At 72.1% G+C, this 14042-nt stretch carries 12 protein-coding genes; 4 read left to right on the forward strand and 8 right to left on the reverse strand.

Going from position 1 to position 14042, the window contains the following annotated elements:
* Positions 1-45 precede the first annotated feature (45 nt).
* A complete protein-coding gene (locus tag ACWEVS_RS04925) occupies positions 46-1125 on the forward strand; it encodes a hypothetical protein (protein ID WP_452413039.1) in 1080 nt (359 codons plus the stop codon).
* Positions 1126-1233: 108 nt separating this feature from the next.
* On the opposite strand, the gene ACWEVS_RS04930 is transcribed toward ACWEVS_RS04925, so the two are convergent.
* The 7 genes from ACWEVS_RS04930 to ACWEVS_RS04960 form a co-directional block, all read right to left on the reverse strand.
* Positions 1234-2259 carry a PrsW family intramembrane metalloprotease gene (locus tag ACWEVS_RS04930; RefSeq protein WP_452413040.1) on the reverse strand — a complete coding sequence of 342 codons (1026 nt, stop codon included), beginning with the start codon at positions 2257-2259 and terminating at the stop codon, positions 1234-1236.
* 398 nt (positions 2260-2657) lie between these two features.
* Positions 2658-3581: an alpha/beta fold hydrolase gene (locus tag ACWEVS_RS04935; protein ID WP_452549976.1), complete on the reverse strand. Its 924-nt coding sequence runs from the start codon at positions 3579-3581 to the stop codon at positions 2658-2660.
* A 104-nt stretch (positions 3582-3685) separates the two neighbouring features.
* On the reverse strand, positions 3686-4141 hold the full coding sequence (locus ACWEVS_RS04940) for a carboxymuconolactone decarboxylase family protein (RefSeq protein WP_449915632.1): 456 nt from the start codon (positions 4139-4141) through the stop codon (positions 3686-3688).
* Between the two features lie 180 nt (positions 4142-4321).
* Positions 4322-5473, reverse strand: coding sequence for a CU044_5270 family protein (locus ACWEVS_RS04945; protein ID WP_452549978.1), 1152 nt, complete (start codon positions 5471-5473; stop codon positions 4322-4324).
* Positions 5470-5991: an RNA polymerase sigma factor gene (locus ACWEVS_RS04950; RefSeq protein ID WP_354920417.1), complete on the reverse strand. Its 522-nt coding sequence runs from the start codon at positions 5989-5991 to the stop codon at positions 5470-5472. Before ACWEVS_RS04950 ends, ACWEVS_RS04945 begins: the two co-directional genes overlap by 4 nt.
* A gap of 62 nt (positions 5992-6053) precedes the next feature.
* The gene (locus ACWEVS_RS04955; protein ID WP_452549980.1) at positions 6054-7235 is read right to left on the reverse strand and encodes an FAD-dependent monooxygenase; all 1182 of its coding nucleotides are present in this window, start codon (positions 7233-7235) and stop codon (positions 6054-6056) included.
* A 199-nt stretch (positions 7236-7434) separates the two neighbouring features.
* The gene (locus ACWEVS_RS04960; protein ID WP_452413044.1) at positions 7435-8052 is read right to left on the reverse strand and encodes a hypothetical protein; all 618 of its coding nucleotides are present in this window, start codon (positions 8050-8052) and stop codon (positions 7435-7437) included.
* A gap of 175 nt (positions 8053-8227) precedes the next feature.
* On the opposite strand from ACWEVS_RS04960, the gene ACWEVS_RS04965 reads away from it, so the two are divergent.
* Positions 8228-10189, forward strand: a complete 1962-nt coding sequence (locus ACWEVS_RS04965; protein ID WP_452549982.1) for an NAD(P)-binding protein — start codon at positions 8228-8230, stop codon at positions 10187-10189.
* A gap of 66 nt (positions 10190-10255) precedes the next feature.
* Here the strand turns inward: ACWEVS_RS04965 and ACWEVS_RS04970 are convergent, their stop codons facing one another.
* Entirely contained in the window at positions 10256-11227 is a 972-nt protein-coding gene (locus ACWEVS_RS04970; protein ID WP_452549984.1) for an acyltransferase family protein, read from the reverse strand.
* 345 nt (positions 11228-11572) lie between these two features.
* On the opposite strand from ACWEVS_RS04970, the gene ACWEVS_RS04975 reads away from it, so the two are divergent.
* Positions 11573-13639, forward strand: coding sequence for a sensor histidine kinase (locus ACWEVS_RS04975; protein WP_452549986.1), 2067 nt, complete (start codon positions 11573-11575; stop codon positions 13637-13639).
* Complete coding sequence (locus ACWEVS_RS04980; RefSeq protein WP_354920435.1) at positions 13636-14037, forward strand: roadblock/LC7 domain-containing protein; 402 nt, start codon at positions 13636-13638, stop codon at positions 14035-14037. Before ACWEVS_RS04975 ends, ACWEVS_RS04980 begins: the two co-directional genes overlap by 4 nt.
* Positions 14038-14042 lie beyond the last annotated feature (5 nt).

Raw genomic sequence — 14042 nt, forward strand, 5'->3', positions numbered from 1 at the left:
GTCAGGGGGAGGTGTGCCGGTACGGGCGTTCCTAGCGTGAGCGGCATGACGAGAAGGGATCGCCTCCTGGGCGCGGCGCTGTCACTGGCGGTGACCGCTGTCGGGATTCTGTGGTGGACGACTCCGGCGAGCTACCCGTTCGGCGCCGGAGACCGCGTCAAGGTGTCGCTGTCACACCTCATCGAGCACGGGGTGGCCGGTCCGATGACCGTCGCCGCCGGGCTCGCGGGGCTGGTGACGATCTTCGGGCCGCGGCCGGTGGTGCGCGTGGGGGCGGTCGCGCAGTTGCTCTTCTTCGGCGTGGTGATGTCCGACGCCGGCATCATGTCCCTCTTCGCGTACAGCCTGGCGGTGCTGGGGCCCGTCGCCATGCTCGGCGTCGTGGTCATGGCCGGCCTGCGCGGCAAGCCGTACGGCGTGGCGGGCCTGGCCGCGCTGGCCGCCCTGGTGGTCGCCGACGTGCTCACCGGGGCGGGCGCGATGACCACGGTGGCGACCTACCTGGGCAACGTCGCCGGAAGTTTCGCCTCCTACGGCGGGCGGCTCGCCTGGACGCTGGCCAACGCCGCCGCGTGGGCGGTGTGGGCGATGATCGCGGTGAGGTCCTTCCGGCCGGCGGAGCCGCCGCGGTGGACGAGGCCCGAGTCGGTCGCCCGGTGGGGGCGCGTCGTCACGATCGGGGCGGCGCTGTGCCCGCTGCCGTACACGCTCTACCGGCTGACCTGGCTGACGCCCTGGGCGACCGACTCCGACGTCACCGGGCCGAACATGGACGCGGCCCTCCGGATGCAGGGCCTGCTGCTCGCCTTCGCCGGACTGATCGGCGCCGTGCTGACGCTGGGGCTGATCAGCAGGTGGGGCGAGGTGTTCCCGCGCTGGGTACCGATCTACCACGGGCGTCCGGTTCCGGTACGGCTGCCCGTCATCGCCGGTGGCCTGATCACGGGGGTCTGCTTCCTTGCCTCGCCGGGCCTCGTGATCGACGCGGTCCTGCGGGGGCAGCCGCTCGCGCTGCTGCTGTGGCCGTACCCGCTGTGGGGGGCGCTGCTGGGCGCCGCGGTCCTCGCCTACTGGCTGCGCCGCCGGTCAAGCACCGGCACAGCCCCCACCCGAGCAGCGGCATAGCCGCCCACCCGATACGCCCCGGCAACCGCAGGAACAGGAGTGCAGCCACCCATCCGGAACACCCCAGCGCAACGCTTCCTCACAGCACCCCTGGTCGCAAACGCTCCCTCACAGTGCCGCTGCGCGCAGCGCGGCGCGGGCCTGGGACATGGCCGCCAGCCGTTCCGCCACCTGGTCACCGGGTGGCGCGGCGCCGCGCTCGGCCTGGCGGCTCAGGAGGACCAGCTCGGTGGCGGCCCGCTGGTAGGCGGCCATCGCGGGCCCGGCGCCGAGCCGCCGGGCGTGGTGGAGGGCCTGCCAGCGGCCGTGCGGGGAGGAGAGCATGGCGATGTCGCGCGGCGTGACCAGGCCCGTCGGCTGGTAGCGGGGCAGGTGGCGGCCGATCGCGGCGACCAGCCCGCGGTGCTCGGCGGTGATCGCGCCGGCCAGGACGATGACGGCCGCGGCGCACGCTACGGAGACCGCCCTCTCGCCGGCGACGGGGGCGTGTCCGGTCGGGGCGGAGAGGATCGCGTGGTTCCACAGGCTGTGGAGAAGGACGGCGGCCGCGCCGTACAAGGGGACGATCAGGACGCTCGTCCGGCTCCGCGAGACGGCCGCGTAGCCGACGCCCAGCCCGAGCAGCGCGCTCCACAGGGGGTGGGCGATCCCCGACCCGAGCCCGTGCTGAACGAACGCGTGCAGCAGGTCGCCCTGCCCGCCCCGCGCGAACACGGCGAGGTGGTGGCCGGCGCTCTCCACGGTCGCGAACCCCAGCCCGGCCATGGCGGCGTAGACGATGCCGTCGGTCAGCGTGGTGATCGCGCCCTTGCGCCGCCACAGCAGCCACCCGAGCACGGCCCCCTTGGCCACCTCCTCGACCGCCGGGGTCAGGACCGCCCGGCCGTCGGGGGCGAGCCATCCCGTCACGACGACGCTCGCCACCAGCGCGGTCCCCGCGCCCCACGCGAAGGCGAAGGCCAGGTGCAGCCGCGGTTTCTGCGCCAGCTGGTCGATCGCGAGCACGACGCCGAGCAGGACGGGCAGCGGTGCCAGCCCGGCCGCGAGCCCCAGGGCCAGGTCGGCGACGGTCGCGCCGTACGACGGGACCAGCGAGCCGAGGTAGCCGACGGCGCACAGCACGGAGATCACCATGACGGCGACCATGCTCCTGTCCCGGCTCCTGCCCTGCCCAGACGGCGGCGGCTCCGAACACGGATCCTGGCACGGCTCCGGACACTGATCCAGGCACTGATCCAGGCACTGATCCAGGCACGGCTCCGAACACTGATCCGGGCAGGGCTCCGAACGCGGATCCAGGCACAGATCCGGACACGGCTTCGGGCGGGGATCCGGGCGCGGCTCCGGCCGCGGCCTCGGCAGCTGTCGGGTCTGGGTCGTCATGGTGGTGGCCTCGCCTGCGGATGTCGGTCCGGCGGGGAGCGGGGCGAGGCACGGGATGCGCCACACCCCCCGTCGGGCGTTTCATCCGTTTTCTAGCGGTTTGTGGTTGCACATCCCTTTTAACTGGCTTGCCAGGGCGCGCCACCGCCTCAGCGAACGGCCAGCAGGTCCCCGCAGAACGCGCGGATGGCGCGGGCGACCACGGTGGGCTTCTCCCAGGGCATGAAGTGACCGGCCCCCGGCACCCAGAACGGGCCGACGACCTGCGGGAAGGCGATGGCGCACCGCTCGGCGACGTGATCGCCGAGCGTCACCTGGTCGGGACCGACGAGCACCAGCGTCTGCTGCTGGACCGGCCGGTCGATGAGCTCGGGGGCCGACATGGCGCGGGTGCCCATCACCACCTCGTAGTCGGCGAAGGCGGCGCGCAGCCGGTCGGCGTCGGCGTACGGCTCGGTCAGCACGGCCAGATCGGCCTCGGAGAACGCGCCGGGCGGGCACCACATCCGGTGCCCGAAGAACTCGGCGATGTAGCGCCGGCGGCGTTCGGGGGTGTCCAGCTCGGCGACGAGCTCGTCGGCGTGCAGGCCCTGCCGGCGCTGGTAGTCGTAGATCGCCGGCTTCGGTGTGCCGGGCGGGATGCCCGCCGCGGCGAACGCGTCGGGCAGGTCGGGCATGGAGTCGTCGAGCACCACCAGGCGGTCGACCCGGCCGGGATGCCGGTTGGCCAGGTCGATGGCCACCATCGCACCGAGATCGTGGCCGGCGACGACGACCCGCTCCCAGCCGAACGCGTCGAGCAGCCCGACCAGGTCGGCGTTGAACGCCGCGAAATCGTAGAAGCCGTCGGGGGCGAAGTCGGAGTCGCCGTAGCCGCGCAGGTCGGGCGCGGCGACGTCGAACCCCGCCGCGGCCAGCGGCTCCATGGTGTGCGACCAGATGAGGCTGGTGCAGGGGAAACCGTGCAGGAGAAGCAGCGGCACGCCACCGTGGCCGCTGCGCCGAACGGCCAGCCGGTGGCCCTCGCTGACCGTGACGAACGCGGGAGAGACGAGCACACCAGATGCTCGCACGGGCCACCGACAGAACGACAGGAACGGGACACCGCCGGAAACGGGCCACCGACAGGAACAGGGCACCGTACGGCACGCCCCGCCATGGACCGTCGCCGGGACGATCAGCCCCAGGCGCCCGCCACCTGGCGGGTGGCGGCGTTGAGCCTGTTCCACAGGTTGACCGTGGCGATCGCCAGGATGAGAGCCGCGAGCTGCGGCTCGTCGTAGTGCTTGGCGGCATCGGCGTAGATCTCGTCGGACACCGCCTCCGGCCGGTCGCTGAGCCGGGTGACGGCCTCGGCGAGCGCCAGGGCGGCCCGCTCGGCGTCGGTGAAGTAGGGGGCGTCCCGCCACCCGGCCACCGACCAGAGCCGCTCGTCGCTCTCGCCGGCCTTCTTCAACGCGCGGGCGTGCATGTCGACGCAGACGCTGCAGCCGTTGATCTGGCTGGCGCGCAGGTTGACGAGCTCGACGAGCTGCTTCGACAGGCCGGTCTGATCAAGGGTCGCGCCCACGCTCAGCAGGGCCTTCATCGCGCCGGGAACCGTCGACGCCGGGTGGCTCATACGTGCTTCCATGATCGTTCTCCTCCGTCATCGTATGGTCATCGGTGACGGTCCGCGGTGCGGGGGCCGCGCGGGGGCCGTCACTTCCATGACCACCCCCGGCGGAGAAATGTGACAGCGGGACGGGACGGGTTCCGGATGAGCGACGACGCTGACGGCGCGGTGGCCCGCAAGCCGCCATCCTGTCCCGCGTCAGGACGTGCGGGAGTCCGTCCACTCGGCGCGCACCACCGTGGCGGTGTTCCAGACGGTGCCGGGCGCCAGGCCGGCCTGCATGCCACCCGGCTTCACCACGACGCTCTCCCTGGCGAGCGCCACCCCTGCCGCCTCGTCGATGATCAGCCGGTCCTGCAGGATCCCGTGATCGGCGTCCCGCGCGCTGACCCGGGACTCGGTCTCGATGGCGATCGCCGTACCCGATCGGCCCTGCCCGTCGGTGACCTGGCCGACGGCGGTCACGGACGGCAGCGCGGCGAGCATGCGGAAGGCGGCACCGCGCACCTTGGCGCTGACCGGCATGTCGGTGATGAGCCCCGCGGTGACCTGGAACAGCCACGCGTCCTCGGCCATGGGCCGGTCGGACTCGGTGTCCTTGCCCTCGTAGTTGCGCAGCAGCCAGGCCTTCAGCCCCGCCTCGTCGTCCGGGAGCCCGGCCAGGTCGTCGAGGGTGACGTTGCGTCCCAGCCAGAACACCTCCTTGCCGGAGTGGTGGCCGCTGTACGGCTTGCCGGCCGCGAGCGGGAACCGCCTGTCCCTCGTGCCCTTGCCCGGCATGGAGATCCGGACCTCGGCGGGGGATCCGGCGGCTTCCCACTTCGCCCTGTCGTCAGGCGTGGCGGGCTCGGCGCCGAGGTACTGGTCACGGGACCACTGACCGTTCTTGCCGACCCACATCTCGCTGCGCTGCTCCGAGGCCATCGTGTAGCCGTCGGAGGTCGTGACCAGGCCCCTGGCGAACGTCTCGGTGTGCCAGAACCGGCCCGAGGCCGGCGGCCGCCGCTCGGCGCTGGTGGCGGCGACCAGGAGCACCTGCTGGGCGGACAGCCTCACAGGGGCGCTGGAGGCGGGAGTGCTGGAGGCCGGGGTGCCGGACCCGATGGCGGCCGACGGCGGGCGCGGAGCCGTACCAGCCCCGGTGCTCGTGGCCAGGACGGCGACGGCGGTGACGCCCGCGGCGGCGCCCGCCAGGCCGAGCCCCCATGCCAGGCGGGGCTTGCGGCGGCGTCTGGTGGGCCGGTCGTGCGACATGGCGTAGGCGAGTTCGGACCGCCTGGTCCGCTCGTCGGTGGGGACGTCGCCGAGGTGGGCGGGCCGGGCGGCGCGCAGTTCCTCGATCGGGTTCATGACCACTCCTCCTTGAGGCCGAGCCGGGACACGGCGGGTGCGGGGGGCTGTTCCAGCTCGCGTCGCAGGCGCCTGCGCGCGCGGTGGAGACGGACCTTGAAGGCGGGCACCGAGCAGCCGACGACCTTGGCGGCGTCGCGGGTGGACAGTCCCTGCCAGGCGACCAGGATGAGCAGTTCGCGCTCCTCCTGGGTGAGCCCGGCCATGGCCCTGAGGACTCCGAGCCGCTCGGCCACCTGGTCGGCCACGTCGCCCGCGACCCATTCGCGCAGCTCGCGGGCGAGCCCTTCGCGCCTGGCCTCGTCCCTGATGGTGTCGCGCAGGACGTTCTTGGCGATCCCCAGCAGGTACGGCAGCGCGTTGCCCGGCACCTGGTCGAGCTTGCGCCAGGCGATGGCGAAGGTCTCGCTCACCACCTCGTCGGCGACCTGCCGCCCCGCTCTGGTGACCACGTAGGCCCACACGCGCTGCCGGCATTCGTCGTAGATGGTGGTGAACCGTTCTCGCTCATCCGTCACCGCCCAACTCCCTCATGTCTCGGGTGTGCTGACACGGAGAAGTGGTCCGGGAGGCGCGATGGTTACACGGCATAGTCCTTGAGCCTGATGGAGTTGGCGGCCTTGGTGGTCATCCGGTCGAGGAGGCCGACGAGGAGACCCGAGCTCAGGATCTTGTAGACGCGGTTGCGGCGGCGCACGTTCCTGGGCGCGAAGAACCCGCCCGCCCCGTCGGCGACCCGCTGGCAGGCCTTGGCGTAGCCGCGGATCTGCTCCTCGTAGCGGGGGAAGGCGGCCGTGTGGTCGCCGCCCGCGGCGGCCAGCTCGCCGGCGAGCACGTAGGAGGCGATGAGGGACATGCCCGCGCCCATGCCGCCCATGGTGGCGCCGTATCCCGCGTCGCCGATGAGCGCGACGCGGCCGCTGGTGTAGCGGTCCATGTGGATCTGGCCGATCGCGTCGAAGTAGAAGGCGCCGGTGTCGTCGAGGTGGGACAGCAGCGTGGGCAGTTCCCAGCCCGCCCCCGCGTACGCCTCGGCCAGCAGCCGCTTCTGGGCGGCGACGTCGCGACGGTGGTAGTCGACGGCGTCCGCGGCGAACACGCACATGACCGTCAGGGTGTCCTGGTCCCGCTCGGCGGGGTAGACGAGGCAGCCGCGGCCGGGCTCGCTGTACATGAGCGACCGGCCGCTGAGCCCGAGGTGGTTGGGCGCGTCGAAGAGGGCGGCGTGGTAGCCCGACCGCTTCAGGAAGCGCGATTCGGCGCCGAAGGTGAGCCCGCGCACGTTGGAGTGCAGCCCGTCGGCGCCGATCACCAGGTCGAAGCCGCGTCTCGCGCCGCTGTCGAAGACGACGTCGACGCCGCCGGCGGTCTCGGACATGGCGGCGACGGAGTCGCCGAACATGTACTCCGCGCGGTCCTTGGTCAGGTCGTGCAGCAGGTGCGACAGGTCGCCGCGGGCGATCTCGACGGCGCCGCCGGTGAAGGAGGCGGGCAGGCGCAGTTGTTCGGTGCCCTCGGCGTCGATGATGACCAGGGGGCCGCCCTCGGTCCTGCGGCGGCGGACCTCGTCGAGGATGCCCATGCGCTCCAGCATGGTCATGTGCGCCTCGCCCCGGAAGTCGACCGCCTGCCCGCCGTCGCGGATGGCCGGGGCGCGTTCGACGACGGTGACGTCGTGGCCGTCGCGGAGGAGCCAGTGGGCCATGGCGGGCCCGGCGAGGCCGGCGCCGGAGATCAGGACGCGCTTGGTGGTGTTCGTCATGGGGCAAGGCTCGCCGGGCCCGCTGACGGGGCGCGCACCGCTCGCGCACCGCGCGGTGACCTGACCGGCGGCGGCCGGTGCGCGGGTCGCCCGCGTCTCGCCTGTCTCCAGGACCGCCGTCAGGTTCTGCTCTCCAGGACCGCCGTCAGGTTCTGCCCGACCAGCCGCACCTCGTCGGCAGCGGTCGCTCAGCTCCGCGTCATGTTCCGTCGCTATTCATGGCGAGAGTCAGCCTTTCGTAAGCTTCGCGGCATTGGTCACCCAGCTCGGCATTATTTACTTTTCGCGCGACCACGAGCAGGCTCATCACCACCCTGCCCGCCCTGATCACCACGGAGCCCACCTCCAGGCTCTGGCCGCCGCCCGTGACGGCCGTCACATAGGCGCGCGACTGGTCGCCCAGCGGCGGCAGCTCGAGCTTCCTGGTGACGTAGCTGACCCGGGCGCCCTCCACGACCGCCGCGTAGGAGGCGCACGCCGCCGGCAGCTCCCCGGGAAAGGCGGAGGGCAGGTCGACCAGCACCTGGGTGAGCGATCCTTCGTCGGAACCGTAGGCCACGACGGCGGCCGGCGCGGCGCTCACGTCGGGAAGGTCCAGGTCGAGCCGCGGCGCGCACGCGCTGCCCCGCCGTACGGCGGCCATTCCCTGCCGGGTGGCGCCGAGCGCGCCGTAGGGACCGGTCTCGGGACCGTAGGCGACCCGCATGCCAGGCGGCGCGGGAAGGAGGGCGGCGCCGAGATCGCGGGCGGCCGCCGGGGGCCGCGCGGCACTCGGGCGAGGCTCGGGCGAGGCGGCTCCGCAGCCGGCGACCAACATGACCGCCGCACATATCCCGGAAAATGATTTCACCATGCTTTCTCCATTTCCCTGACTCCCTCCTTTCTAGGGCACCGGAAAAGGCCTGCGCGGAGTTCGGGGAATACGCGTAAAATGTTCGCCGAAATGCGCGTGCCATAGCACGGCATTTCCCGCCCCTCGTCATGATCGGGACATGGAGATCGATCGGCACAGGGCGCGCGAACTCGGCATGGGCCGGCCCATCTCGCGCCGCGACTTCTTCGACGGCGTGGCCATGGCCGTCGGAGCGGCCGCGCTGGGATCGCTGGCCGGCTGCGGGGCCGCCGCCACCCACGGCGCGATCGGCACCGACCGGCTGGAGGTCCCGCGGGAGGCGCGGTTCCCTCCGGGGCTGAGCGGGCTGCGGGGCGACACCCCGGCGGCGATGAGCGTCCCGCACGCGCTGCGCGACGGCAGGTTCTGGCAGTACGCGGGCGCGCCGCGGCCCACGGGCGAGAGCTACGACCTGGTGGTGGTCGGCGGCGGCATCAGCGGCGTGAGCGCGGCCTTCGAATGGCTGAACAACGACCCGGACGCCAGCATCCTGATCCTCGACAACCACGACGAGATCGGCGGGCACGCGCGCCGCAACGAGTTCGCCCCGCGCGGGCGCGCCGGATCGCTCATCGGGTACGGCGGCTCGCAGTCCATCGAGGCGCCCTCGGCGTGGACGGCCGAGGGCCGGATCCTGCTCGCCCAGCTCGGCGTCGAGCTGCGGGCGCTGGCCTCGTCCTTCGACCGCAAGCTCTACCGTGACCTGGGGATGACCGGCGGCGTCATGTGCGACAGGGAGAGCTTCGCCACGGAACGGCTCGTCAGGCTCACCGGGGGGCTCACGCCCGAGGAGCTGGCCGCCCGGCTGCCGATGGCCGAGCCGGCCAGGAAGGACCTGGTCAGGCTCTACACGAACCCGCCCGACTACCTGGCGGGCCTGTCGCGGGAGGAGAAGGAGGAGCGCCTGGCCGCCCTCACCTACTCCCGCTACCTCCTCGAGGTCGCCAGGGTCCATCCGGACGTGGAGCGGTTCTGCCGGACCATGTCGTGCGACGAATGGGCCTACGACACCACCGTCTTCGGCGCGATCGACGCCTGGGGCAGCGCGGACGGCTGGGACTACCCCGGCTTCCAGGGCCTCGGGCTCGACCGCGGCAAGCCGTCCAGGTTCAACTCGCCGAGCGTGGTCAAGGCGTGGGGCGCCGAGGACCCGGCCGTCCACCACTTCCCCGAAGGCAACCAGGCGCTCGTGCGGATGATGGTCGGCAGGATGATCCCCGGCTTCGCCACCGCGACGGACATGGACGGGATCACCACGGCCACCTTCGACTACGGCAGGCTCGACCTGGCGGCCAACCGGGTGCGCTTCCGGCTGTCCAGCCCCGTGGTCTCCGTCGCCAACGACGGCGACGCCCGCACCGCCGCCGGCGCGACGGTCGGCTACTTCGACGGCACGGCGGTCAGGACCGTCCGCGCCGGCGCGGTGATCATGGCCTGCTGGAACGCGGTGATTCCCTACATCGTCAGGGACCTGCCCGCCGACCAGCGCGCCGCGCTGCGCGAGGCGGTGAAGATGCCGCTGCTGTACGCCACGGTCCAGCTGCGCGACTGGACGGCATGGCAGCGCGTGGGCGTCCACCACGCGCGCTGGACCGGCGCCTACTGGTGCGTCTCGGAGCTGGACCACCCGGTCAGCACGCCGGGCTACGCCTGCCCGAGGGATCCCGGCGAGCCGATCAACGTCCACCTCGTCGCCACCCCGGCACGCTCCGGCATGGCGCCCGCCCAGGCCGCGGTCGCCGGGAGGCACGCCCTGCTCAAGACACCCTTCAGCTACCTGGAGTACACCGTCCGCGACCAGCTGGCCCGGCTCCTCGGCTCCGGCGGCTTCGACCCCGCCCGTGACATCGAGGCGATCACCGTCAACAGGTGGGGCCACGGTTACGCGCCTGAGTACTGCCGGCCGTGGAACGCCTTCCATCCCGACGGGCCCTTCCCCGCCGAGACGGCGCGCAGGCGGTTCGGCAGGATCGCCATCGCCAACTCCGACTCCGTTCCCGCGGCCTACGCCGACGCGGCGATCACCGCCGCGCACCGCGCCGTGGGGGAGCTGCTGGTGTGAGGACGTGGCTGCGCGCTTCGCCGCCGGGTTCGCCCGGCGTCGTCGCCCCTCCGCTCTGGCTGCGCGCTACCGCACGGGCCGCCGCAAGGCCGTGAACGCCCAGGACATCCGGGGTTCGACCGCCCAGCCGAAGGCCGCGCGGACCGGTGGCGTGCACAGCACGGTCGCCACGGCCACGCCGAGCGCGATCGACAGCGGCACCCCGAGGTCCAGGCGTTCGGCCGCCTTCACCACGAACCCGTGCAGCAGGTAGGCGTACATGGTGGCCGCCCCGAGGCCCGAGAACCAGGTCCGGCCCCGGGGGGTGACCGCCATGAACGCCGCCACCAGCACCGCTCCCGCCGCCAGCATCCCGAGCCTGATCAGGCTGCCGGTGACGTCGTCCACGCCGATCGCGGTGTTGGCGTGGCGCCACCTGATCCACTCGGTGGGCACGACGTCGTGCAGGAGCAGCGCGGCCGCCAGCCCGGCCGCGAGCGTCACCGCTCCGACGATCCTCATGGACGGCCTGCGCAGCAGCTCGACGTGCTCGGGCCTGAGCATGAGGCCGAGCACGTAGAACGGCAGCAGGCCCAGGGTGCGGTTCATCGACAGCTCGTCGGGCAGCGCGCTCGTGCCCGACAGCAGCGACAGGCCGAGCGCGACGGCCAGCGGCCGGCGCAGCTGCTGCCAGACCGGCGTGGACAGCCGCCAGAGGAAGAGCGACATCAGGAACCACGTCAGGTAGTACGGGTCGAGCAGGCTGAGCTCCAGCTTGCCGTACAGCAGCAGCCTGGGCACCGCGTAGGCCAGCTCGAACAGCACGTACGGCACCGCGAGCGTGGCGATCAGCTTGCGCGCCTTACCCGACGAAAAGGTGAAATTTCGTGACAAATAGCCGCTCAGGGTGATGAAGAGCGGCATGTGGAAGACGTAGACGTAGAAGTACAGCGCGTGGGCGATCGGGTCGTCGCGCAGGTCCTCGATCATGTGCCCGCAGACGACGAGCACGATGGCCAGGTACTTGGCGTTGTCGAAGTACGGATCCCTGTCGCTCACAGCCCACGGACCCTAGCCAGGCCACGGCGAACTCCGGGTGTCCGGCGACCGAACCCTTGTCGGCGGGACGACTTCGGGAAGAGCTGTCAGCGACCGGATCCGGAGCGTGACGCGAAAGCACAGGTCAGGGACGGCCGGCACGGATACCGGCCCGGCGGAATCCGGCGTCGGCCCCGATAATCACACTAATCATCAGGTTCCTCCACTGCGCCACCACCATAATCGGTGCTAGTCTCCTGTGCGATCTTCCGAGGCATATTTACACAAAGCGTGGAAATCGCCGCGGTACTCCGAGGTTGGGACATGGGCTCGAGAAACCGGTCGATTCGGTTCAAGATCTTTCTGTTGCTGCTCCTGCCGCTCCTGTCCCTGAGCGCGCTCTGGGGCTTCGTCCTCAACCTGACCGTGAGCGACGGCCAGGCCCTCCTCCGCGCCAACACGCTCTACGAGACCATCGGCGTCACCTCCACCGAGCTCGGGCTCCAGCTTCAGGCCGAACGGGCCGTCTCCGCCACCGCGCCGGCCAGACGCGGCCGGGAGCTCAGCGCCCAGCGCGAGCGCACCGACACCGCGCTGGCCGCCTTCACCACGGCCGTCGCCGCCACCGACGACGACAAGCTGCGCCAGCCGCTGCGCGACACCGCCGGCGAGCTGGCCAGGCTCGACTCCATCCGCGCCGCGCACGACGCCGGGCTGGAGACCCGCCTCCACACCATCAACGCCTACAACCACCTGCTCGACACGCTGTTCCGCCTCTACGAGCAGCTGACCGCGGTCCCCGACCTGCCGATCTTCCAGCAGGCCGCCGCGCTGCAGGCGATGAGCAACGCCCGCGAGATCATCGCCAGGGAGAGCGCGCTGGTCGGCGCCGTCCTGGCCAACGGCAAGATGGCCGAGGCCGAGGCGGCCGCCTTCACCGAGTACGTCGCCACCCGCACGTTCCTGCACACCCGCGCGCTGGCGACCCTCGACACCGAGCTGCGCGCCCCCTACGACCGCTTCTTCTCCGGCCCCGGCTACTCCAGGTTCGCGCGGGCCGAGTCGCGGATCGCGATCACCGGCGCGGCGCCGCCCGACCCCGAGCAGTGGACGGAACCGGTCGCCGAGGTCACCAAGCAGCTCGACAAGCTCGGCGCCGCCTCCGCCCGGATCCTGGCCGAGCGGTCGGCGGACGTCTCGACCACCGTCATGGTCCGCATCGCCGTCGCGGGCGGCGTCGGCCTGCTCGCCGTCATCGCCTCGATCATCATCTCCGTGAGGTTCGGCCGCCGCCTGTCCTCCGAGCTCGCCGGGCTCAGGTCGGCGGCGCTCGACCTGGCAGAGGTACGGCTGCCGCGCCTGGTCGCCCGGCTGCGCGCGGGCGAGGAGGTCAACGTCAGGAAGGAGGCGCCGCCGTTCAAGGTCAGCGGGGCCGCCGAGATCCTCGACGTGGCCAAGGCGTTCGCCTCCGTGCAGCGCACCGCCGTCGAGGCCGCGGTCGGCCAGGCGAACCTGCGGCACGGCATCAGCCAGGTCTTCCTCAACCTCGCCCGGCGCAAGCAGGGCCTGCTCCACCGCCAGCTCGGCCTCCTGGACGGCATGCAGCGCCGTACGGACGACGCCGACGAGCTGGAGGACCTCTTCCGCCTCGACCACCTGACCACCCGCATGCGGCGGCACGCCGAGGGCCTGATCATCCTGTCGGGGTCGGCGCCCGGACGGGTGTGGCACGAGCCGGTGCCCGCCCTCGACGTGGTCAGGGCCGCCGTCGCCGAGGTCGAGGACTACACCAGGATCGCCGTGGAGCACATGCCGCGGGCCGCGGTCGACGGCGCCGCCGCCGCCGACATGGTCCACCTGGTGGCCGAGCTGCTGGAGAACGCCACCATCTACTCGCCGCCCAACACCACCGTGCAGGTGCGCGGCGACTCCGTCAGCAACGGTTACGTGATCGAGATCGAGGACAGGGGGCTCGGGCTCTCTCCCGAGGAGTACGCCCGGCTGAACGGCCTGCTCCTCAACCCGCCCGAGTTCGACCTGGCCGACAGCGACAGGCTCGGGCTGTTCGTGGTGGCCAGGCTCGCGGCCAGGCACGGCGTGAACGTGTTGGTCCGGGCCTCGCCGTTCGGCGGGACGACCGCTATCGTGCTGATCCCGCGCGGTCTGCTGGTGGAGCGGTCCGCCCTGCCTCCGGCCGAGCCACCCAAGCGCGACAGGAAGCCCCTCGCGCTGGTCGGCGGCACGACCGCGACCCACAAGGGTCTGCCGAGGCGGGTCAAGCAGGCCAACCTGGCACCGCAACTGAAGGCCCCCGAGCCAGAGCCGGAGCCACACCCGGAAAGATCGCCAGACGAGGTACGCGACCTGTTCTCCGCCTTCCAGCGGGGCACCGAGCGCGGCCGAGAAGTAGAAGCCCAGGAGGGGGACCTATGACGACACCCACTGCGAACACCGGCGAGCTGAACTGGCTCCTCGACGATCTCACGACCAGGGTGGGCGCCGTCAGACAGGCGGTGATCCTGTCCACCGACGGCCTGGCCGTCGGCTACTCGAAGGGGCTGTCCCGTGAGGACGCCGAGCACCTGTCGGCCGTCGCGGCCGGGTTCCAGAGCCTGGCTCGCGGCGCCGGACGGCACTTCGGCGGCGGCGACGTGCGCCAGACCATCGTGGAGATGGAGGCGGCGTTCCTGTTCGTCACGGCGGCGGGGCAGGGCACCTGTCTCGCCGTCCTGGCCAACGCCGACGCCGACGTCGGCCACATCGCCTACGAGATGGCGATGCTGGTCAAGCGGGTCGGCCAGCACCTGTCGACTAATCCCCGTGTGCCATGAGCCAG

The organism is Nonomuraea sp. NPDC003754 (genome assembly GCF_053605785.1).